The following is a 23,558-nucleotide window of genomic DNA, read 5'->3' as shown; positions in this document are numbered from 1 at the left end:
TCTAAAAGATGAAAATTTACAATTTCTTTTCACTAAATTAATCTATCCAGTGAAATTGTTGAGGATTCATGATGGTTAAATAATAAATTTCTTTAAAAGCTTTTTGAAAATCAGGATCATCAAGATAAATGTAATCCTTACCTTGATAAAGACTTCTAGAACCATGGGGAATAGGAATGCCAATTCTATTCATTTCTTGTTCTAGAAACTTATTATAGATAATCGTTTGCTTGTCTCTGAATTCAATCAAAGCCTGAGAAGTTTTTATGTTGATGAGTTTCATAATCTGTTCTCAACAATCCATGGCTTATTTTCACGTTAAATATGATTCATCGAGGATTTTTCATAAAAGCCTAATTTAAACCATTTTCTATATCATTCATCTTTTCTAGACAAGCTAGATATCCACCTTTTTTTGATAGGGAAGATTTTGATTATAGTTTCTGAGTTTTTTACTTGCAATTCCTTGCCTATTCCCTCAACTATATCTTTTTCAAAAGAGATTTAGTGTTTTCATCATAATCTCTATTTAAAAAACAGCAAATTTCTTCCTAATTCTTTGATGAAAAAGATCTCTAAAAATCTCATAAGATCTTTACGTATCCTTTTTACCTGCTGGATTTTTTTTCTATTTTTTTGTTTAACAGAAAAGCCTTCCACTTCAAATAAACCTATTGAGCTATACGCAAATATTTGTGATGACGATTTGAGAAGAATTTATTTAAATGCGATTGAGAAAGCAAATGAATCAATCTATTTGATTATGTATTCATTAAACGATGAGAAGATTATTCGAGCTCTTAATCACAAAGCAAAAAAAGGCGTGAAAGTCACTGTTCTACATGATTCAAAAACATCTCAGTTTGGATATCGAAAACTGAAATCTATAGATTTGATTCCCATAGAAATAAGTGGCTTATCTCATCAAAAAATTCTCGTGCTTGATGGTAAAGAGGTCTGGATTGGTTCTGCAAACTTTACCACAGAATCTTTACGACTTCATGATAATCTTGTGATGAAATTTAACAGCATAGAACTTGCAAAATCTATTCTTTCAGAATTTTCTGCTTATTATTTTTATATTGGAGATCAAAAATGTGAATTATGGCATTTACCTCGAGATAGGAAAGCGGGTTTAAATCATTTAATTGATTTAATTCATCAGTCAAAAAATTCGATTCGTATTGCCATGTATACTTGGACACATTCCAAACTCACTGATGCGGTAATTGCTGCCCATAACCGCGGAGTTGCAGTGGAGGTCATTCTTGATAACAGCCAAGCAAATGGAGTGGGACAAAGGACCACAAACAAACTGATTGAATCAGGAATTTCTGTCTGGGTAAATAGAAGACAAAAGCTTTTACATCATAAATGCTTATGGATCGATGAAAACATTTTAGTACAGGGTTCAACCAATTGGACTAAAGCAGCGTTTTCTAAAAATAAAGACTGTTTTCTTATTCTATTTGACTTAACACAAGAGCAAAAAGATAAACTCCAAAAAATGTGGTTCCGTACACGTACTTTAGCTTATCGAGCTAAAAAATCGATGACTTAATAGCTTTTCATCGAAAACGCATTTCAAAAATGATCGATAAAAAATTGATCAATAGTTTCATAAAAAAGCCAACTTTCATATCATGATTTCCTATGAAATTTATCTGTTTTGGCTCCGGAAAAATGGCAAAGTCGATTGCACGTATTGCGAATATACGTGGCCATGAAACGGTCTCTTCTCTTAAAGAGGCAGATGTCTGTATTGATTTTTCTGTAGCTACCGCTGTGCTTGAACATGTCAAAAAAGCGTGTAAAGAGAAAGTGCCTATCGTCATAGGAACAACTGGTTGGGAGCAAGATATACCTACTGCACAAAAAATTGTTCAAGAAAGTAAAAATGCTGCTCTTTATGCACCGAATTTTTCAATTGGAGTGGCTCAATTTCGCAAGCTTCTGATCGAAGCACGTCGTCTGTTTCCTAATTATGAAATTGCTGGTTTGGAAATGCATCATAAAGAGAAAAAAGATGCTCCTTCTGGAACAGCTAAAATCCTTGCGAAGGATCTTGGGCTCTCTTCTTTTTCCACCATCCGTTTGGGTTCTATCATAGGGCAACATGAAGTGTTATTTGATTCTCCTTCTGAAACTATTTCCATTAAACATGAAGCAAAAAATCGAGATGGATTTGCTTTGGGTGCGATTCAAGCAGCTGAATGGATTCATAATCAAATAGGATGGTTAACACTAGATGACATGTTATACTGCACTCATTACACCTTTTAACAAGGAAGGCAAGCTAGATGAAGAAGGATTTGAAAAGATTCTCTCTCTTCAGGCTTCAGTTGATGGAGTGGTGGTTTTTGGGACAACTGGTGAAACACTAACGCTTTCATTGCAAGAAAAACATGCAATGTTTTTGCAAACCAAAAGATCTGCTCTTCCATTTATGGCTGGATGTGGCCTCTCTAGCACAACTCAAACAATTGACAATCTAGGTGTTGCAGCTGATTATGGGGCACATAGTGCTCTTGTGATTACTCCCTGTTATAACAGACCTACTCAGGAAGGGTTATTTCAACATTTTAAAACTCTGGCGATGCATTCACCTCTTCCGATTATTATCTATAATATTCCAAAAAGAAGTGGCGTTAATCTTAATGAAACAACTTTGAAAAGATTATTACAATTTCCTAGGATTACTGGGATCAAAGAAGCTTCTGGAGAGCTTTCACAGATTTCTGATATCATTTCTTTAAAAAAAGATCACCCAGAATTTAAAGTGTATGCAGGCGATGACTTATGGAGTCTGCCAGTCATGGCATTAGGAGGAGATGGAGTCATTTCTGTCGCAAGCAATCTTGTGCCAAAAATCATAAAAGATCTAATAAATACCTGTAAAAAGGGGGACTTTTTTCATGCTCAGAAGATGCATCATGAACTCATTCCTCTTTTTAAAGCATTAAGTTTCGAAACAAATCCTATTCCAATTAAAGCAGCAATGGAGATGGTTGGATTACCAGCGGGTCCACCTCGCCTGCCCCTAACTCCACTTGATCAATCTTATTTACCTTTATTAAAATCGATTATCGAACCTTTTTTCAAAATACAATCATGAAAATACCTGTTGGGATACTAGGAGCAAGTGGATTAATTGGACAAAACTATCTTGCGATGCTTCAAGATCATCCATGGTTTGAAATTGGATGTTTAGCAACTTCTAAGACTAGATCTCATGAAAAATCAGTCGACCCATCTCAATTCATGATGAAAAACTACCCAGTTTCTAGCCTAGAAGATTTCCCTCACTTGCCTATTATCTTTTCTGCACTTCCTGATTTAATAGCTGCAAAAATTGAAAAACAATTAGCTAATCAAGGATCTTGGGTGATTTCAAGTGCTTCATATCATCGTAAAACCCACCCCATGATTATTCCTGAGATCAATCCCCATCATATTCAAGGAAATCACTTGATTACTAAACCTAATTGCGCAATCCAGTCTTTTCTTCTCCCTCTTGCGCCTTTGCATAAAATCGCTCAAATTCGTTCTCTTGCAGTGACCACACTCCAAGCAACTAGTGGTACAGGATATCCTGGAATTGCTTTTTCAAAGATTCATGATAATATTCTTCCTTATATAGAAGGAGAAGAAGAAAAAATTGAAAGTGAACCCTTAAAAATTCTTGAAGCTGACTTTCCTATTTCAGCCCATTGTAACCGAGTTCCCATTTTTCATGGGCATATGGTCTGTGTTTCAGTTTCTTTTAACAAACAGCTTACTTTCGATGAAATTCTGTCTATTTGGCACCAACCCTCTTCTTTACACCTCCCTTCAGCACCAAAATTTCCCATAGTCTACCATCATTCTCCTGAACGTCCTCAACCTCAACTTGATAGAGATTATGAAAAAGGGATGGGTGTTTCTATTGGACGTCTTCGCTCTTGTCCTCTTTTAGACTGGCGATTTACAGCTCTTTCTCATAATGCGATTAGAGGTGGAGCTGGAAATGGAATTTTAATTGCAGAATATTTGAAAGAGGCAGGCTATCTTGGTTAAACGCAATAAAAATTTCTCTCTTCTGAAAAAAAACTATCTTTTCTCTCAGATGAGACACCATACCCAGAATGTAGATGACTTAATTAATTTAAGTATCGGAAATACCTCAGAACCTATCCCATCTATGATTACACACGCCATGGAACAAGCAGCTAATCGATTGAGTTCTCGATCGGGTTACACGGGATATGGAGAATCTGAGGGGCATCTTGCTTTGCGTGAAAAAATTTCTGAAGTGATCTATCAACACAGGGTTTCTGCAGAAGAAATTTTCATTTCTGATGGAGCGAAATGTGATATTGGACGTCTTCAAATCCTTTTTAGCGGATCAACAATTGCCGTGCAAAATCCTACCTATCCAGTTTATTTAGATACGGGTCTTTTTTTAAACCAATCGATTGTATATATGGATTGCTTGCCAGAAAATCATTTTTTTCCAGATACATTTCCCAAAGCGGATATCATTTATTTATGTAGTCCAAATAATCCAACGGGTTCTGTTATCTCCTTTGCTAAACTAAAAAAATGGATTCAAAAGGCAAAAGAAAATCATGCTTTTATCATATTTGATGCAGCCTATGCAGGGTTTATCCGAGATCATTCTTTACCTCGTTCTATTTATGAAATTGAAGGAGCTGACCAAGTCGCAATTGAAGTCTCTTCATTCTCAAAATTCATTGGATTTACAGGAGTACGTCTTGGCTGGAGTGTGATACCTTACCAGCTAAAATATCGTGATGGAGGGTCTGTACAAAAAGATTTTTCACGTATTGTGACAACATTTTTTAACGGCGCTTCAAATATTGCTCAAGCTGGTGGATTAGCTGCTCTTAACTATCCTCAAGAAATTCAGAAATTAAGTGATTATTATTTAGAAAATGCCCGTCTCATTAAACAAGCAATTGCACTTAAAGGATTGACAGTCTACGGAGGAGAACATGCGCCCTATTTATGGGTGAATTTTGGACATCATAAGAGCTGGGAGATCTTTCAGATGCTTCTAGAAGAGACAAGAGTAGTAGCAACTCCTGGATTAGGATTTGGATCATGTGGAGAAGGTTTTTTGCGTTTTAGTGCTTTTGGTCATCGAGAACTGATTTTAAAAGCCATTAAAAGGATTCAGACAAAATGGCCAAAACAATTATCCCTGTTACCGATTTAAACCAAAAACCGATTCCAGTGATTCCAAGAAATTTTGGACAAAATCTCTTGCGTGCATCACAACTCCTTTTTAATGAAGAGGTCAAAATTCTTAAAAAACAAGACAATTGGTTATACGTAGCTGCGCTTGAACAATATGTTTTTATATCTAAAAAATGGAAACCTTATGAAGGATGGGTAAAAATAGAAGCCATTGGGGAAGGGAGGATTTCTCCAAAATTCGTTGTTTGTCAAACAGAAGGAATCTACCCTTATGGGACTTACCTAGAAACTCCTCTTCCGGAAACACGTCAATTATCTAAACACTTAAACCGCCAACAACTCATAGAAGAGGCCTATCTATTTTTAGATACCCCATATTTATGGGGGGGGCGTTCCAGCTATTTATCTAATCCAGTAGCGAGTGTGGATTGTTCTGGACTCATCAACCTGCTTTATCGAGCTCAAGGCTTGATGATTCCAAGAAATGCTCATGATCAGTTTTTATTTGGAAAACAAATCCATGATCTTCAACCAGGCGATCCTCTCTATTTTGCAAGAGATAAAAGAATCTCTCATGTTATTCTAAAACTTGAAGAGGATCTTTTTATAGAAGCCCCTAGTTCAGGGAAAGCCATACGCCTACTGAGATTGGGTAAAGAGATTGAAGAAAAAAAAGGAGAGTGGCGAATATTTGATTCTCCTCATGTCTACAAGGGATATCCGATTTCCCTAGAGAGATCGGATCAATGTTTATTTAAATAATTCAAAGAGTTTGATGAAAAGACCAGCTAAAACTTGGCACGACAGAGCCTAGTACGCAACTTTAGAAGCGCCTTTGTGTGAATTTGAGAAACTCTTGATTCACTAATCCCCATAATCTTTCCAATTTCCTTAAGCATCAATTCCTCATAATAATAGAGATTTAAAACCTGTTTTTCCTGTTTAGGTAAACCCTCAATCGCATTCGCTAATATTAAAGCAGACTCATTGCGTTCTGCTATTTCAACACTCGTATGTCCACGTGAATCAGGAATTCTCTCTGATAAAGGAGCATTTTCTTCTTCATCCCTTTCTTCGCGATTTAATGAGATAAGCACTGCGGGACGTACCCGATTGAGTAAGTTTCCAAGCTCTTCTTTATTGAGGCCCATGACTGAAGATAATTCTTCATCATTTGGATTACGACCTAGTTCCTGTTGCAATTTTTCTTGGGCCTTTGAAATTTCATTGGCTTTTTGATGCACACTACGAGGAATCCAGTCAAGCTCGCGCATTTCATCAATAATCGCCCCTTTAATCAGTAAACCGGCATAACTTTCAAATTTAATATTTCGTAAGTGATCGTACTTTTCAATCGATCTAATTAAACCAGTCACACCAGAAGAATAAAGATCATCCAGCTTAATATGAGCAGGTAATCCAGCAGCTAGACGCCCTACAACATATTTAACAAGATAAAGATAATGAAGAATCAATTCATCACGATATTCAGTGTCTCTGGTCTCTTGATAGCGTGTCCAAAGATCCTTGATTAAATTGTGATCGTTTTTTATTTCATTCAAATTAAAATCACCAGAATATAAAAAACCCTATTCATAGTTTAATTAATTATTTTTAATTATACAATGATAAATATCTGATCTGATTAAATTCCTTTTTATTGAATTCAGTCAGAATTTTGTGAATAATCTTATAAGGATTCGCAATTTCTACCTTACCTGGTAGAGGAAAATCAGATGTAATATAACGAATTGGAAGATCTGTTTTAGATGCGATATTGATCAATATCCCACTCGTAAGAGTCTCATCAAGCTTAGTAAAAATCAGACTATTTGGGCATAAAGGAGAAAATTGGTGAATTGCTCCATATAAGTCAACTTCTTTAGTAGCTGCACTTAAAGTAAGAAGAATCTCAACAGGGCGAAAAGATGAGAGTTGCTCTCCAAGATTATCAATTTGATTAGATTGGTAAAAATTACACCCTTCAGTGTCGATTAAAATGAGATCTCCCTCAACCTTGTTTAGCGACTGATAATAGGCAATTCCTTCTTGATCACTATAATGCTTAAGCTGGGAATAGTGAGCTTTTTTATTTAATTCTACAATCGCCACAGTTTTATCTCGATGGCTATAGTACTTTGCTAGTTTCATGATGGTTGTTGTTTTCCCTACCCCAGTTGGCCCAACAAGGGCAAGACGATTAGGAACAGCAAGATCCCCTACAGTCTCTATCTCCTTCACAAGAGAATTCTTTAACTCATCCATCGACCAGCTTTTTCCTAAAAATGGCAGGGTAATTTTTTGGATAATCTTCTGAGAAATCCCTTTAGAAAGTAAGAAATGAGTTAAAGCTAAAATAGACTCTCTCGACTCTTTTTCAACATATGGCTTACTATCCTTAAATCCAGAGAAGTAAGACAAAGATAGGTTTTTACTATCAGTGTTCTTTTGATAAGGAATTGATCTTCCGACTAGAGGGTAGAGATCTTTTTTTTCTTTGATTAAACGTTTAATTTCCGCAATATTTTTTTTTCTTTCCATCAAATTAAAACTTCTTGTGATAGATGACCAATTTCTTTAACTTCTACATCTTGTCCTACTTCTTTGTAAGATAACACAGGAAGCTGGGGAAATTTATTTTCTATGATTTTTTTGAGTTTTGCACGAGTAGTCACCGTAGTAATTAAAATAGGATGAATCCCTCGTTGTTCTGCTTCTTCTGTGAGCTTGACCAAAGAGGTCATGAGTTTATTAAACATAGCAGGGCGTATCTTCCCTTTGGATACATCAAGAATTTGTTCTACCTTTGGGTCGACTGTAATGGCATAAGCAATATGTGTTTTTCCAAAAAATTCTTCAGAGATCCCTCTAGACAGACCCATTCTTACAGCCTCTGTTAATTCCATAATATCACTACGTTCTCCTTTCGCATGATCTGCTAAAATTTCTAAAATCGTGACAAAATCCCGAATGGGAATCTTCTCTTTAAGTAAATTCTGCAAAACTTTAACAAGTTGACCTATCGTAAGCTTTTTTCCAATTAACTCTTCCACAACAGCTGAATCATAACATTTAACATCTTGAATCATCTGCGCAATATCCTGTCGATTTAATAACTCATAAATATGTTCTTCAGCAATTTCCGTGAATATTTTGATTAGAATCTGTAAATTTGCTTCTCTACCTGAGGCCACAACCATCCCCTTCACACGCATGCGCCAAGCAGTTGGTCCAAGTTCAGCATGATCTGTAATATGAACGTAAGGTACTGAAACACCTAAATGTCTTCCAATCGTTTTTCGGATCTTGGGTAAATTTTGTAGAAAAGCCTCAGCTAATGAGACCACCTCATATCCAAGTTCAATTTCTAAAGGATGAACGAAGAGAGAAGATGTGGGTTTTTTTTCTCTCTGATCTAATGGAGTATCTGCTTTAAATTGAAAATAAGAACAAATCAAAAATATCGCTCCAATAGGTACCATCACTAGCATAGGCATTCCTGGAACAAAACTCAAAAGCACCATTGTTCCACCCGCCATCAATAGTACTTTTGGATGATGGAAAACTTGTTTAGTCAAAGTTTTTCCTAGACTGCCACAAGAGGCACGTGTCACCATGATTCCTGCTGCAATAGAAGTGAAAAGAGCTGGAATTTGAGAAACTAATCCATCTCCTATCGTTAAACGTGTAAAAATCGCAAAGCAAGTTTGCCATGTCATCCCCTTCATAGTGAGCCCAACAACTAACCCTCCACAAATATTCACACAGGTAATAACAAGACCGACAATAGCATCTCCTCTCACAAATTTTGATGCCCCATCCATGGCTCCATAAAATTCAGCTTCCTGAGCAATTTTTTCTCTAGCTGCTTTAGCTTGCTCTTGATTAATCAATCCTCCTGTAAGTTCCCCATCAATTGCGAGTTGCTTTCCTGGAAGAGCTTCTAGCATAAATCGAGCTGCAACTTCTGCAATTCTTCCTGCTCCTTTTGTGACTACAGTGAAATTAATAATAGTAAGCAGGGCAAATAGGATTAAACCCACCACCAAATTTCCTGCTGTCACAAATCCACCAAATGTCTTGATAATATCCCCTCCTTCTCCATCTGTTAAAATCATACGAGTCGAGGTGATATTCAATCCTAAGCGATAAATCGTTAAAAACAATAAAAGTGATGGAAGCGCACTAAACTCTAAGGCATTTTCTATGTATAAGGTTAATAAAAGAGCCATGACAGAAAAGACAATACTAAAGCAAATCAACGTATCCAGTAAAAATGGAGGAATAGGAACAATCAGCAAAAGAACAAGCCCTAATACCCCAATAGCTAAAACAGCATCTGTATCTGTAACCAGCCTACGTAGACGATAAAAAATCTCCCCCATGATTTTTTATGTGTAAGAAACCTTGATTTTTTACGCAATCAATTATAATTAATAAAAATTAAAAGTTTTATCCCCTTGTAGATTTTTAGTAAAAAATCTTTTCATAAAACTATTTTAGTGACGTTTTCTTAAAAGCCCTTTTAAATGAGGATTCCCTTCTGCTTCTCTTAGTTCCTCATTTTTTTCCTGAGGAGTCATATACATCCGTTTGTAATAGCGTGATTTTTGATAGAAAAAATCACAAAGCCCTAGAAGGATCGAGAAAATTCCCACTATAGATGAAAATCTCATGATGTTTTTAAAAAAAAATTTTCCTTGCTCTTTAACTGAAATGAAAAAAATCTCCAAATTTAGCCCCCTTTTGATCGCAAAATAGGTCCCCCCTATCATAAGAATCATGTATAAGATTGGCATTACGAATCGATATTCTCTCTTTGGTTTATGCCACCTAGGGTAAAGAGTTTCTATAGACCAAACCCAACCTGTTTGAAGTAAATGGGCGATAATCGACAGAAGGAAAATCCCTACCATGATGAGAATCACTGGGTAAATTAAAGGACCCATGACCTTTGCAAAAGCCCCTTCCATCTCAAAGTTCCTTAAACCATTTTGCATACTTGTGATAAATCGACTTCCTAAAAGGGTAGCTGATCCCCAGATGCAAAGTATTGCTCCCATAAATATAAGGGCGCCTGCAAAAAAAGAAGACTTAGCGATCTCCCCTTTCATCCGTGCTTTTTTCAGCTTACGTTTTGTTGGTGGTTCTGTTTTTTCTTGATTCATCTTTTTTACAACGAGTAAATCAAAAAGATTAAAAAAACCATGTTAAACTCAGATTTGATTTAGTTCTTTAGATAAATCATAAGAATCTATGGTAAGTTGATAAAATAAGAAGAAATACAATACATTCTTATCTCTAGTCAAAAATCAACACACACGAGGAAAAGAGAGGATTTCTTATTGAATGAAAACTAAAAACCTCGCTATATTCTCCTCTTTTCGGAGTATAGCGCAGCTTGGTTAGCGCGACTGGTTTGGGACCAGTAGGTCGGGGGTTCGAATCCCTCTACTCCGAATCATTTTTCGACTTCTATTTGGACTCGCTTTTTAATCTCCTCTATCTCATAATTGCTTTTGCAATTGATAAGGAGATTTGTATTGTGGGTAAAATAATCTTTCAAGATAGTGACGAAGAATATGAAGTGAATGATGGAGATTCAATTGCAAATGTCTGTGAAGAAGCAGGCGTGCCTTTTGCATGTACTGAGGGCGTTTGTGGAACCTGTGTCATTAAAGTAGAAGAACATATGGAAAATCTCTCTCCATTCACCCAAGAAGAAGAAGATTTTTTGGGTGAAATGGAAGATGAACGATTGGCTTGTCAATGTAAGTTGAAAAAAGGATGCGTAAAAATTTCATTCTGAGGATATCTATGGAAAAAAAAGAACCAATTACACCCGAGATGACGATCGCAGACGTTTTTTCTAAATATCCTGAAAAAAGCCAACGTTTAGCACAAAAAATGACACAAGCAGGTCTCCATTGTACAAGTTGCAGTGCTGCCACTTGGGAGACAATTGAAGCGGGTATCCTCGGGCATGGGATGAGCAAAGAAGCCATGGATCGACTCATTGAGGAACTCAACGAAATTCTTCAAGAAGAGACCCCTCTCGATACAATTACCCTGACTCCAAAAGCAGCTGAAAAATTCCGTCAATTTGCTAAAGAAGAAGGTCAACCAGATGCCGCATTGCGTTTTGGAGATACAGCTGGTGGATGTGGAGGATTTCAATATCTTCTCGATTTTTCTGATGCTCCCACTGAAGAAGATCTCCTATATGAATCAGAAGGGATTGAAATTCATATTAAAAAAGGAATGGTTGACCGTTTAATCGGCTCAGTAATCGATTATGTAGATGGGCTACAAGGCGCAGGATTCAAAGTCTCCAACCCTAATGTAAAATCCGCATGCGGTTGCGGACAGTCACAAGGCTATTAAATAAAATAACCTCCAACTTATTTGAAAATTTTAGTTTTTTTTTCTACAATTTTGTTAAGATTTGATTAATTTTTCGCGCTTATTTTATTTCTTTTTTGCTTCCATCTCTTAATAAATTTTTTTTATAGATTTTTTTGTGTTTAAAAAAGACTTTTTCCTTTAAACTTAACAATATTAACGCATTATTTTTAAAAAAAAAGAATAAAGAATTAGGTATTTTTAGCATGGAATCTTCTTTTCACTCAGCTCAACATTCATCTAGGCATCCTCGTGTAGACAATTTTTTGCGTGAACTAGATGCGAGCACACATCTCGTTGAAAACAGAGCAAGGCGTCTAGTATCGCGTATTGGATATCAAATACTTAGAAAAACAGTTTCCCTAACTGAAAAGGTAGCACACAACATTTTTTTAGGTATAAAAGCTATAGGTAAACAGACCGCTCGTGTAGGTAGACTCACTGGACGTAACGTGAAGGTATTATTCGTAGACATGCCCATCTCTGTGAAACGTTATTTTTTTCCTTCCAAAGCAGCTCAAAACCAACATCTCATTCAAACATGTAAAAATGCTCTCCAAACATCGACGTTTTCTTCAGAAATGATTTTAGGAAGTGAACCGAAATTGCATACACATGAGGAAGTCATCTTACTCATGAATGAATTACTCATTCACCCTTGGAAAGAAAACCAAGATCCTGAGATTCAAAAGATATTAGAATCGATCCAGCATATTGCTTATCACGATCTCCCTAAAAATGAATTATCAACAATAAAAACCAAACTTAAACAGTCGGTGAGCAGATTTATAGAAGACGACAAGGGAAAACAAGACCAGAAGATCAAACCCAGAAAAATCAAAAACCCCATCCCCCTTGCTTTTTGTTATCTAGTGGAGAGTTTCTTAAAAGCTTTTGAAACAAGAGATGAAACAGCAGAGGCGTTGAGCGTCGAAGAGATTAGGAGCAACCCTGCTTGTCTTTTTATCTACCCTCATCTTTTTTTAAAAGATGAGATAGACTCTTATTTGAGCCAAATATCTGATAAAAAACTACATAACCAGCTGCGGAAAGAGTCTTCTAATGTTAAATTACGCGTTTTAGAAGAGCAACACAAACAAGAGAAAACCTTGCTAGAGGTTTTGTCTAAATATGCGCAATTGCAGTCTTTTTACAAGGGATGTCCTAATAATGAAGATATTGAGTTGTTTATTAATAAGAAATTAGATGAAGAAGAGAGGTATTTCTCTTACGGCAAGAAAGAAAAAGAATTTATAAAATGGAAACACCTTAAAGCTAAAGAAAAATTCGATGAGGCCAAAGAAGGTTTTGACAAAACCTTGCTTATGCTTCAAATAAACAGTTGGCAAGAACATTTAGATGATTATAAAAAAGCAAGGTTCAATTTTAAAAAGATACAAAAGAGCGAAGAGGCAATAAAAGAACAATTCATAGACATTTGGGAAAAAGGTGGAGAGGAAATAGGAAAACTCTTAATTGGTAGATTGTATGATCTTTTAGGTAAGCTAGATAAGAAAGTAGATAAGCATAAGCTAGATAAGAAAGTAGATAAGCAATTATCTGAAAAACTCATAAAAATAGCAAGCGATTTGCCAGATTTTGACGACTCATCAGATGATGAATTGATCACATGCTTTAAAAACCTAATGAGTAATATCCACCAGGCTGAACTGTCTATCTTATCTCAAAATCCGCAATCGATTGATTCAGATTATCGAGAAAAAATAGACCGTAACATATCAGAATATAAAGCTATCGAAGATAGCCTCGGATATTTAGTAGTAGGCGATTTCGAAACGTTTCATCAACTGACTACATATGAAGAACGAAAAGAAAAACATAAACATCGGTACGCAGAAAAAGTCTTTTATATGGCTTTAGAGACAAAGCCTCAGTGTCAAACTCCTCTGCAACTAGCAAAAAAAGATAGTTTTTCTATTAATCTACCAATCAATCAGGATCTATCAATCGGTGATCGAGGTGTCCTAAGCGAAATTCAAAAAGCTGCAAAGCAGTTTGCTGATCATCTTTCTTCTAATCAACTTTCAAAGATCGAAAAATTTATCGCCCTTGATCCGATAGAAAAAGGGATAATTAGCCTTCCTTTTAATGACAACACTCATTCAATGAATAAAAAAGAAAAAGAGAGGCCAAAGCTAGATCTTAAGAATCTAGCAGAGCTCCTCGATGTTAGTAATGCTTTATCTACTTGGCATCAAACAATTGTACAGATTTGGATCACACATCTTCCAAGAGATCAAGAAGAGGCTCTTCAAGGCATTTCGGACAAAAAAATACGTCAAGAAAAAATGGCTGATTTCTTTAGAAGTTGGTTTCAAATAAAAACAGGCTACCAAATTAATACTGTCTCGATTTCATTCAAAAATCTCTCTCTTCCTAAAGGGAATAATGAAATCAGAGAACAGGGCTTAAAAAAAGCTCGTCTTGCCTTCAATCGGTATCATCGAACAGAAATACCCATTCTAAAAGAACTACCTAATCCAAGTGATAAAAAAGAAAAAGCTATCAAGAAAGATGAGCGGAAAAGAGAAACCGTTTTAAGCTATTATCGAAAGAGTATAGGCGAACAGCTTAGAAAACAGAAAGATGCCGCCAATAAAATTCACGCAGACTCCTTTCAGCAAGAGGTTTTAGCTCCTCACGGTACCAACTGGTTAGGCAAAACAGTTTATAAGATTGACAGTGAATTTATTCAGATGGAAAAGGTAGAGAACAGAAAAATTGTAAATCTTATCGAAGATCTTACTCAAATTCGCAAAGATCTATCAGATTATTGCGATAATGATTTAGATTCATTAGAATACAAAGTCGGATGGATTCAACAACTAGATGCATATGCAAACATACATGGCTACCCTTCTTCTTTGAGATCAATATTCCTTGCAGATACTCAAGAAGTACTTGAAATATTTTGGAAGAGCAACACATCTCCGCCAGATGATATTAAGCAAATATTCTTAAATCTATATTCTAAAACAATAGACAATCAAAAAACTCTGTATCTACAAGAGATGCATAATGAAGAACGTGCTACCTTTTTGAAATACTGGTTGATGATCAAATACTTTAGCTTACCTAACCGATGCTCAGAAGAAGCAGCGTATCGTCTAAAGCAGGTCTGTAGACACTCTAATCTAAATTTAGATGATCAAAAACTCCTATTTAACAGATTGGCTAATACAATCAAAAATAACGATTTAGATCTGGACCAAGCAGACGATAACACTAGAACATTTTATGAAGATTTAAAAAATTTAAGCGAAGCACTACAAGACTCCCCTATTGAATTAGAGGGATTGGATGGAGAATTAATAAGAGCCTCATTTAAGCTAGATACAAATAACCATAAATTACCTGAGACCCCTGAAACTAGGCAAAAATTAGATGCTCTTATGGCTCAAGGAGTTGATAAACTTGCATTTGATTTAATAGACTATCCTCTTGTAAATCTTAAAGCCGATCATTATCAACAAAGAGAGCAAATTGCTCGAATTTTGAACCACGCATATCTTTGGAATGAAGATCAGACTCTAGAATATCTATCTAATAAGATAGAAGCAATCGAGAATAACGATGATGAATGTAATCCAGAAACTTTAGCTCCTCCTCTAAAGATTTTCTATCAAGATATTTTACAGAAATGGAATCCGAATTTCGACACAAGAAAAGCGATCTTACGATTTAATCAATCTCTGATTGAAGGCAATGAAATCCATCGCCTTCTTATGGGTCATGCACGCAGTATTATATTCAATACTAATGAAATTCTTAAGAATTCTAACAAAAAACAAACTGCTCTAGACTTTCTTGTTTCAAAAATGCTTTATCAACACATAAAATTTAACTACTTTGAAGGTAAAGAGGAGATTCATGGATTTTTAAAAAGTGCATGCGATGAAGCAGAGGCTAGCCTAGTCGCATCTGATAAAATACTCATAGCAACCCTAAAAAATATCGATTCAAAAGAGATCGCTAATTTTCTAGAAGAAGAAAAAAACAAGGCAGACACAGCCTCTCAAAGACTTTTAAAAAATGGGGTCTTTAATGGAGTAAGAGGGGATATTCAATATAACAATACCGATGATCCTCGGTTTAAAGATCTAGGCCATGACCTCACTTTAGATATTTTATCAGGGATCGTTTATAAAAATGGCGAACAAACTTTGAACCTCCCTCCTAATCTGCAAAATCATCCAACCGTGCGGACTTTAGGAATAGAATACTTTCCTTATCGATGGGATCAAGCTACAAAAAGTTATGTGTATTTTAGTTCAAAAGGTGATCCTCTAATCATAGTTAGAGAAACAGAAGATCGCACTCCTCTTGTTTACAAAGATATGAGTACTAGCTTTTCTAACAAGAATTCTCATAATAAAACTCTTCAATTTGTTCCTAGGGAAGAGATCACTGCACCTATTTCTCTTCTTTATCGCATGAAGATTCAGCATTTTTGGATGGATAATGAAAGGACTCTTTTTGGATATGGAAAAGATGGAAATTTGATTGCAAAGACGAAATTTCAAAATGGGTTACCACATGAGATCTATATAGAAGGTTTTACAGAGCAATTCCAGCCTATAGATCCAGAAAATGGATTATTGGGACCGGATTGTTCACACCGATTAGACGAAATCGATCGGCAAGAGGCTAACCTTGAAGAAAGGCTATTAGAAAACTTTTCTCCTGAAGAAATTCTTGTCTCTTCTAATAAAGATAAATATCTAATTCCTGCTGCTGGGTTAACTATTTATCTTGATAAAATCAATGACCATTGGTCATGTGAGCGCCCAGGTATGACAACAAAAGTGTTAGAAGTAGGGGTAGAGAGATCAAACCTACCTTTGATGTTGAAAAACCCTATTTCTAAAACCCAATTCAAACAAAAAGAACTAGAAATTAAAAAAGCAGAATACCTTGACAAAGTAGCGCAAAATAAAGATGGATCCCATTTAAGTCATTATCATGCGAAAAAAAGAAGAGAAGAAATTCACCGATTAAAAAAAGAGCTTATGGATCTTCAAGAAACCACATTTTTAGTCCCTCTTCCGGATCGAGCGTATGAGGAAGTTAAACACAATATAGAGCCGTATGATGACGCTCCAGAAAAGATAGTTACAAAGGCAGAATACTCTTATAAAGATCTCATGGGCAAATTAAGCTATTATCGAACGGAGATTGACAGATATATTTTCAGAAATAATTTATCATCCGCTGCTAAGACTCTTGAACAATATCAAGAAATTGAAAAATCCCTTTCTGTTCAATGTGACCATTCTACAGAAATCGTCTTCTATAAAGCAGGGGCAAATTCTAGTCCTCTTGTAGAAGACTTCACAGGTGCTCTACTGATTACTCTGAAAGAGATCGAAAAAAAAGATCCAATCAGCGTGCATTACATGATAAAAGAGCTAAGTCGTCATTATACTCAAGCCAATTTAACGCAAACTCAATTAACCCTCATTGAAGAGATACAAAAGTTAATTGACGAGACAATAGAAGATGCAAGGCAGAAAGCATCTAATAGTGATCACGTGGCTTCTATGATAGAGAACAATCAAAAACAGAAAAATAGCGCAGAGATTAATGTTCAAGCAGAACAAGAAATGTTGGATTATCTGGGAGGTTACGATCAAGCCTTAGGGAAACTCAACGATTTTTATGAAGGAGATCAATATTTAAAGAATCATCAACTGAGTTCGAAAGAATGTAAAAACATGCTGAATGAATATACTCAGTTTAAGATCTATCTTCATTTAATTGAATACCAACACTATAACCATCAGCTATGCAAAACTTCCTCTCATCCAGCACAATTAGTAGAAAAGTTTATTCAACCACTCGACACCAGTATTGAGCAGATAGAAAAATGCCTTCATATTCTCGATAAATCATATCCTATTTGGAAAGAATTAGAGGAGTTATATCAATCGACAATATTGTTTTTTTTGACAAATAATTCTAAACCAAGCCCACAGTCCGACCAAGCCTCTCAGGATCAAAATAACCTAAAAATCTTGCAGGGTTTTTTCGTACGGATCAATGAAGTATTCAACAACAAAGAAATAGAGGAAGAAGCCCCAGTTGTATTTAGCGACCAAGAGATAGAGGAAGAAGCCCCAGCTGCTTCTCTTTCTAAATCTGAGGCTATCAAAACAATAGTAGCTCTAGCTACAAAGACACCTCTAGAACAGATTTTTTCTACTGAAAAAATTGAAGGAAAACTAAAAAACCTTAAAAAAGAGATTTCACAATCACAAAAATCTCTTATACAAGAATCTAGAAAAATTATCTATGATCAAGTCAGAGGGTATTATCTTGAAAGTATTGGGGTCTTTAATTGCGATGCATTGCTCGCAGATTATCAAACTAATAGCCAAGGTGAAGCGCTTTATGGGCTTAAAAAAGAAGATATTAGAACGATTTTTAATAAATTAGTGGAGTTAAATATTATTCAACCTACTCGAGATCCAGTCGACAATTACTATCGTGTTGCCTCTTTGGATCGGCTAGGAAAAGATTTTCCGCGAGATGAATTAAGATCTCTTCTTGTTCAATGTCTAAAAACAGAGAAAGAAACGACCCAAGCTATTCAAAGACTTCATGTTTTCTTATCTCGAGCTGCGCAGTCAGGTTTTGAATTTGCATTTAAAAAAGGTGCAGAAAAAGAGATTTCGGCTCAATTAAAAGAGAAGTATAAGAAAGATTTGCAACACTATCTTGAAGCAAAAGCAGTTTTAAAAGCAGAGTTGCGTCCTGGACAATCGATGGGAGATCTTAAATACGCTTATATTACGAATGACTTTTCTAAATTTTCAGTTCAAGAAGGAGAAAAACCCGGTACCCAGTCTCGCCTAAAACAGACGTTGACACACTACCTAATCTATAAAACGGAATGTCAACACGTAAAAAATATTTTTGCAGCTCCTTTAAAAGGAGAGCGGAATAAGTTTCAGCTATTACAGACAAAGAGAAATTATTCTGTCGATCTTCTTTCTGAAGAGAACTTGGAAGGTGAAAAACTCTTAGAACAAATTATTCAACGTACATTTCTTGTTTTTGAAGGTCAGTACGGAAATCGCTGTAATATGATGCAAGCACGTATTTTCCGTGCTTTGATGTTAGGAAAAAAAGATCCAGAAGGCATCGATGCGATTCAAGCGCGTATGGGTTTTGGTAAAACTGCCCTACTTCCCCTTTTATCAATTGCACAGGTTGCAAAAGAACGTAATTTACCTAAAGAAGAACGACACCTTGTACGTTATGTGGTTCCTCGTGCTGTCCTTGAAGATAATGCTAAATCTTTCAACCATCAAATCCAAGGAATTCTTGGAAGTCATGTGATCAAAGATACAGAATTTTTACGCTATCAAATTGATGCTAAAAACCCCAAAAAATCTTTTCACTGGATTCTAGAAGATTTAAAAACCCGATATGCTTTTTACGAAAAAGTGCGTAATAATGGAGATGTTCTGATTCAACCTCCAGAAACTCGGTGTGCTTTAGAAGCCCAAGAAATTGAGTTTTCAAAGATATTACTTAATGATGAATACTCGGATGCAGACAATTTGCGTTTTGAGGCAAAAACATGGTTATCGAAAATTCGTAGTTTATCCTCTTATACTATTTTTGATGAGCTGGATGATACTCAAGATATTAGATCTCGTGAAGTCAATTTTACCCGAGGTGAAAAAGTCCCTATTCGCGAAGCCATCGTTATACCTCTTGCAGAACTAACAGACTATATTCAAAAAAATAAGAATAAAGATTGGACTAAGAAAAAGGAACGAGCGAGCGAGCTAATTGATCATATGCTGAATCCCAATTCACTGCCTGATTTCAAGACTGGCCTAATTGATTATCTAATAGACCCAAAGGTAAAATACAGTCCAGAGCACTTTAATTGGGATAAAGACTGTGTTAGTCATGATGATCGTTGGAATATAACCATCTTTTTAATACGTATGTTGCTTCTTGATAGCTATATGCTCTCCATAATTACTACCAAAAAAGCTAATACAGAATTTGGAGCACGATTTGTGATTAATCCGGCAACAGGTGCAAGAGAGTATTCGTATGATGCTGACTCGAAAGCCTCTTTGCTTATTTCTGTTCCTTATGAAGGGGCAAATAATCCTAAAGGAAATTCTATTTTTGATAATACTGAAGTCGCTGCTATTACTACCTTGCTCTACTACAATTCTCTGGAAACCAGTTTTGCTATTAATCCTCATTTAGATTTTTTAATTTCCCAAATCCAACAAAATGCGGCATTGCCATTTTGTGAAAACTATTTAGGAAAAGATACAGCGGATAAAGTTATTAAAGAACTAAAATTACTCTCTAAAAATCTAGATATAGATGATTTAAATCGATCTAAAGAAAAATTTTATAATGAATTTATGGCTCAGCCTACTCTAAAGTTTCGCCAATTTTTTGGAGCATTAGTTGTAGCCAAACAAGTACGAGCTGATCAGGGATGTGCAAAAAGTAATCGTTACGAACAAGGCTCTCCCAATGATCTTATCGTAGGATGTTCAGGGACAGTAGGTGGAACTTCCTCATACTTTGAAAAACAAGCACCTGATCCTGCTGCTGATGGATTATTGACCTTTGATATCATGGGAAGAGAAAATAACCAAGAAGTTAAATGGTTTCCACCTCCAGATTCTAATAATTATCTAAAAAGCACCATTGAACATTTGCTTAATTGTTGTGAGTCTTCAACACGTGCAATTGCAGATAGCGCAGGGATTTGTAAGAGTCGTGATGGAACTCCAGAGACGGTTGTTCAGGAATTATGGCAACAAATCCAAAACAAAAGAGAGATATTTAATGGTATTGAAGGAATCATTTACTACGGAAAAGATAATATCAAGCGTCTTTATCGTGGCCCAAACAAGCTAGCGATTCCTTGCACAACAGATATGGAAATTGCAGCCCTTAGTAGTAAAAAGTACTTTACTTTTTATAAACAAAAAAACTGTCGTGGTTCAGATGTGAAACAGGCTATGGGGATTCATTGCTTAGTCACAATTGATGAAAATGTGACGAATAGTGATGCAAAACAAACGATTTTACGTTTACGTAATATTGTGAATCCAGCCTCTGAACAAAGATTTTCTTTTGCTGGAACAGAGCAATTTCGTAACATTGTCAAGAAGCGTTTAGAAAATGAAGTACTTATTTCTATAAATGAAACAAATAAACAACTAACGTGTCTACAAAAGAAATTGGACGATAGACGAAGAAACCAGAAGAAAGAAGTATCAGAACCAATAATTGCCTTACAGACCGAACACGAGAAATTAAATAAAAAATTGAATAGGATAAGGAGTATAAAACCTCCCTTTAAAATCGAGGCTAAGGAAATTGCTCGCTATCTCTGTCTTTGTGAGAAAGATATAGAGATTGAACAATCTCTAATCATTTTCAAAAAAGAGATGAATGCTCATTTTAAAACAGCTGCAGGTTACTTAGAAAGTAGAATACTGAAACTTTTTTTTAGTCAAAATGGTGTAGGAAATACGCATATACGAGATTCCTATAAAATGTTTCTAAAAAGGAGAAATAAATTACAATCTTTGATCGATGAATCTCAGAAAGAACTCTACGGTAAATATGGCCAAGCGATGAAAAGTATGTCTCGTGACGAGTTTGTAGAAACAATAGAAGAAGAGATTACATTGAACATACAGGAAATATTCAATGCTTATCGAGCATTAAAAAGGCGTTATTATAGAGAGGAAAACAAAGATGTAGAATTTGAAGAAGAAAATGAATATATAAATCACTATTCAACAAATAGAATAGCTCACTCTATTAATCAATTTAAAAAAGTTTATCCTGAAAATAGAAAGGTAGAGATCTTAGATACTAATTCTCAAGTCCAAGCACAGGCGCAAGCACAAGTAGAAGCGCAAGCACAAGCAGAAGCGGAAGCAGAAGCATGCACAGAAACACTAGCTCAGGCTGAAGTGCACTCACAACCAGGTCTCCCTCGTTTAGATCTTCAAATGGCTAAAGAAAAGTCTGTAGAAGTAGATGATTCTTTCCTTGATGAGAAGAACTGGAGACGACTATCTGAATGCAAGGAATTAAAACATATGATTGCTCGTCTTTTCAGAAATGGCAATCAACAGTTGTATAAACCACCGTTGTTTTATTTAAGCCAAGGAGTCGTAAATGATGGAGCATATTCTCATTTTATTTTTCATTCTAATCCGGATCCAGATCAGGACGAGGTCAGGAGGTATTGCTTAATCACATTTGAAGAAGCTGAAATTGCAAAAAAAGCAAAACCAGAACAACTCATCGATATTCGAAAGAATAAACCTGACGATATCCTTGATAGCACATGGGGACAAATCCGAGGTCTTGCTCTTGCGAATGCAGATCAGATTCCAGAACCAAGTCAATTCCCAAATACAGCAGCATTACGCAACTGTTATGAAATTAGTAACGTTCTCCCAGAGGACCTATTGCCTACTCTAACTTACGAAATCGTACCGCCAGAGCCTCAACTGAATCTTTTTACACCTAATGAACATTTTGGAGTGACAAAAGATTATCAATATGAGATTTCTATAGCATCTATAGGTGAAAATGTTCAGATCAAGATATCGGGGGGTGATGGTCTGGATAGCAACCTCTCATTTCCTAGGAATAATTACTACATTAATCAAGCTATCCAAGCTATTGAAGATGATGATTTCCCATACCCATGGGTAGATAGTTCGAAAGCATTATCAATAAATGCCCATTTACTAGGGAAACAGCAGGAACTTCATACTATGCACACCGAATTAACTAATCAGGAGACAAAGATAAGTGAGATCCAGCGCGGGATGATTAACCGGATACGAAACACAAAGAGTTTTAGTTTATCAGAAAGGATGATCGAAGGTTTGAATAGACGACGAACTTCAATGGATGACTCGGACTTAACAGCACGGTATAAATGGAACCTTCAGATGGATATATCGAATTTAGATCTAGCAAGCCAATCGAACTATATGACGGCATATCGAGATATGATACGGTATGCAATAACGGTATTTCAAGAGATCAATCGCGACCTAGCAAACTTTGCAGCAGACCCTACACTAGCGAATAATTTAGAGATAAATTTTTCAAAACTAGGTAATCCGAGAAAATGGCAGAGTAAGACCCCAGATGAATTTAAAAATAAGATTCTGGTAAGTAAAGAGGACATGAGGAGTATTCTGACAAATGCTAAAAAACAGCTCGATAACAATATGCCGATTGAGAACTATCCAGAGCCCAAATTACTAGATTTCATATATGGGATGATCCTTCATATAGTTCATGGCAATAATTTAGATACGGCATCAAGCTGCACGGTAGATGATTGTAACAATTTATTTAACTCAACGCTTCCTGGAGCCGCACAAAATCTTGAAAATACTCTTCATCTAATTGCTGAAGTAAAAAAGTCACAAGAGGAGATAAGACAAACTCAAGAAAATATCCTAGTATTAGAAAAACAAATACGAGACTTAGAAAAATCAATCGAGATTTCAAAAACTATTATGGAATACAATGTAGAGATATTTAGGGATTTGAAAGGAAAAGGGATCCTCTATAAGGATATCGAATTTTTAAATCAGTTTCCATTTCTACCATTCATTAACAATGATCTTCAACAAACTATCAAGATAAAAGCAAAAACTCCAAAATATCGTAAACTTGTGGAGGGAGATATGCCTAACCATAAGGTTGCCTTTAAAGCTTTTACCGAAGATGAGGCTAAGTGTCATCAAAAAAGTGTAGAATTTCTAAAACATGTTTTAGACCTTTCAGCGAAATTAGACAAGCGCAAAAGTGAAATAAAGAAAGGTGAAATAAAGAAGAAGCAGTAAAATGGCTTCCAGCAATTCTAAATGATGGCTAGTAAAACACCTCCTATATCTCAAAAC

At 35.7% G+C, this 23,558-nt stretch carries 14 protein-coding genes and 1 tRNA gene; 10 read left to right on the top strand and 5 right to left on the bottom strand.

The annotated features are described in order from the left end of the window. Positions 1-37: 37 nt before the first annotated feature. Positions 38-283 carry a hypothetical protein gene (locus R3E91_00135; GenBank protein ID MEZ5314615.1) on the bottom strand — a complete coding sequence of 82 codons (246 nt, stop codon included), beginning with the start codon at positions 281-283 and terminating at the stop codon, positions 38-40. 279 nt (positions 284-562) lie between these two features. Between R3E91_00135 and R3E91_00130 the strand changes: the two genes are divergently transcribed. The 6 genes from R3E91_00130 (at position 563) to R3E91_00105 (ending at position 5,961) form a co-directional block, all read left to right on the top strand. Continuing rightward, entirely contained in the window at positions 563-1,561 is a 999-nt protein-coding gene (locus tag R3E91_00130) for a phosphatidylserine/phosphatidylglycerophosphate/cardiolipin synthase family protein (GenBank protein ID MEZ5314614.1), read from the top strand. 92 nt (positions 1,562-1,653) lie between these two features. Beyond that, the gene (locus R3E91_00125) at positions 1,654-2,283 is read left to right on the top strand and encodes a dihydrodipicolinate reductase C-terminal domain-containing protein (protein MEZ5314613.1); all 630 of its coding nucleotides are present in this window, start codon (positions 1,654-1,656) and stop codon (positions 2,281-2,283) included. Beyond that, the gene (gene dapA, locus R3E91_00120) at positions 2,249-3,115 is read left to right on the top strand and encodes a 4-hydroxy-tetrahydrodipicolinate synthase (GenBank protein ID MEZ5314612.1); all 867 of its coding nucleotides are present in this window, start codon (positions 2,249-2,251) and stop codon (positions 3,113-3,115) included. The genes R3E91_00125 and dapA overlap by 35 nt, the downstream gene beginning before the upstream one ends. Beyond that, entirely contained in the window at positions 3,112-4,056 is a 945-nt protein-coding gene (locus R3E91_00115; GenBank protein ID MEZ5314611.1) for an aspartate-semialdehyde dehydrogenase, read from the top strand. The genes dapA and R3E91_00115 overlap by 4 nt, the downstream gene beginning before the upstream one ends. Then, positions 4,049-5,218 carry an LL-diaminopimelate aminotransferase gene (locus R3E91_00110; GenBank protein ID MEZ5314610.1) on the top strand — a complete coding sequence of 390 codons (1,170 nt, stop codon included), beginning with the start codon at positions 4,049-4,051 and terminating at the stop codon, positions 5,216-5,218. Before R3E91_00115 ends, R3E91_00110 begins: the two co-directional genes overlap by 8 nt. After that, positions 5,185-5,961 carry an NlpC/P60 family protein gene (locus R3E91_00105; GenBank protein ID MEZ5314609.1) on the top strand — a complete coding sequence of 259 codons (777 nt, stop codon included), beginning with the start codon at positions 5,185-5,187 and terminating at the stop codon, positions 5,959-5,961. Before R3E91_00110 ends, R3E91_00105 begins: the two co-directional genes overlap by 34 nt. Before the next feature lie 26 nt (positions 5,962-5,987). Here R3E91_00105 and R3E91_00100 read toward each other — a convergent pair whose 3' ends face one another. The 4 genes from R3E91_00100 to R3E91_00085 all read right to left on the bottom strand — a co-directional run bounded on the left by R3E91_00100 (position 5,988) and on the right by R3E91_00085 (position 10,367). After that, the gene (locus R3E91_00100) at positions 5,988-6,761 is read right to left on the bottom strand and encodes a FliA/WhiG family RNA polymerase sigma factor (GenBank protein ID MEZ5314608.1); all 774 of its coding nucleotides are present in this window, start codon (positions 6,759-6,761) and stop codon (positions 5,988-5,990) included. A gap of 52 nt (positions 6,762-6,813) precedes the next feature. Beyond that, the gene (locus R3E91_00095) at positions 6,814-7,740 is read right to left on the bottom strand and encodes a hypothetical protein (protein MEZ5314607.1); all 927 of its coding nucleotides are present in this window, start codon (positions 7,738-7,740) and stop codon (positions 6,814-6,816) included. After that, complete coding sequence (locus R3E91_00090) at positions 7,740-9,584, bottom strand: flagellar biosynthesis protein FlhA (protein MEZ5314606.1); 1,845 nt, start codon at positions 9,582-9,584, stop codon at positions 7,740-7,742. The genes R3E91_00095 and R3E91_00090 overlap by 1 nt, the downstream gene beginning before the upstream one ends. Positions 9,585-9,698: 114 nt before the next feature. Then, a complete protein-coding gene (locus tag R3E91_00085; GenBank protein MEZ5314605.1) occupies positions 9,699-10,367 on the bottom strand; it encodes an EscU/YscU/HrcU family type III secretion system export apparatus switch protein in 669 nt (222 codons plus the stop codon). 217 nt (positions 10,368-10,584) lie between these two features. Here R3E91_00085 and R3E91_00080 point away from each other — a divergent pair. From R3E91_00080 to R3E91_00065, 4 genes are all read left to right on the top strand, one after another. Further along, positions 10,585-10,659, top strand: a tRNA-Pro gene (locus R3E91_00080). An 85-nt stretch (positions 10,660-10,744) separates the two neighbouring features. Beyond that, a complete protein-coding gene (locus R3E91_00075; GenBank protein ID MEZ5314604.1) occupies positions 10,745-11,008 on the top strand; it encodes a 2Fe-2S iron-sulfur cluster-binding protein in 264 nt (87 codons plus the stop codon). A gap of 8 nt (positions 11,009-11,016) precedes the next feature. Beyond that, positions 11,017-11,583, top strand: coding sequence for an iron-sulfur cluster assembly accessory protein (locus tag R3E91_00070; protein ID MEZ5314603.1), 567 nt, complete (start codon positions 11,017-11,019; stop codon positions 11,581-11,583). A gap of 224 nt (positions 11,584-11,807) precedes the next feature. Next, complete coding sequence (locus tag R3E91_00065) at positions 11,808-23,501, top strand: hypothetical protein (protein ID MEZ5314602.1); 11,694 nt, start codon at positions 11,808-11,810, stop codon at positions 23,499-23,501. The last annotated feature ends 57 nt before the right edge of the window (positions 23,502-23,558 follow it).

The organism is Chlamydiales bacterium, assembly GCA_041395025.1.
GTDB lineage: Bacteria > Chlamydiota > Chlamydiia > Chlamydiales > JAAKFR01 > JAJACP01.
This window is presented reverse-complemented; position numbering and strand designations above follow the sequence as displayed.

Bases quoted from the DNA above. Each gene is read 5' to 3' on its own strand.
- R3E91_00095 (MEZ5314607.1), bottom strand. From the start codon at position 7,740: ATGGAAAGAAAAAAAAATATTGCGGAAATTAAACGTTTAATCAAAGAA.
- R3E91_00070 (MEZ5314603.1), top strand. From the start codon at position 11,017: ATGGAAAAAAAAGAACCAATTACACCCGAGATGACGATCGCAGACGTT.
- R3E91_00085 (MEZ5314605.1), bottom strand. From the start codon at position 10,367: ATGAATCAAGAAAAAACAGAACCACCAACAAAACGTAAGCTGAAAAAA.
- R3E91_00115 (MEZ5314611.1), top strand. From the start codon at position 3,112: ATGAAAATACCTGTTGGGATACTAGGAGCAAGTGGATTAATTGGACAA.
- R3E91_00130 (MEZ5314614.1), top strand. From the start codon at position 563: ATGAAAAAGATCTCTAAAAATCTCATAAGATCTTTACGTATCCTTTTT.
- R3E91_00090 (MEZ5314606.1), bottom strand. From the start codon at position 9,584: ATGGGGGAGATTTTTTATCGTCTACGTAGGCTGGTTACAGATACAGAT.
- R3E91_00065 (MEZ5314602.1), top strand. From the start codon at position 11,808: ATGGAATCTTCTTTTCACTCAGCTCAACATTCATCTAGGCATCCTCGT.
- R3E91_00135 (MEZ5314615.1), bottom strand. From the start codon at position 283: ATGAAACTCATCAACATAAAAACTTCTCAGGCTTTGATTGAATTCAGA.
- R3E91_00125 (MEZ5314613.1), top strand. From the start codon at position 1,654: ATGAAATTTATCTGTTTTGGCTCCGGAAAAATGGCAAAGTCGATTGCA.
- dapA (MEZ5314612.1), top strand. From the start codon at position 2,249: ATGACATGTTATACTGCACTCATTACACCTTTTAACAAGGAAGGCAAG.
- R3E91_00105 (MEZ5314609.1), top strand. From the start codon at position 5,185: ATGGCCAAAACAATTATCCCTGTTACCGATTTAAACCAAAAACCGATT.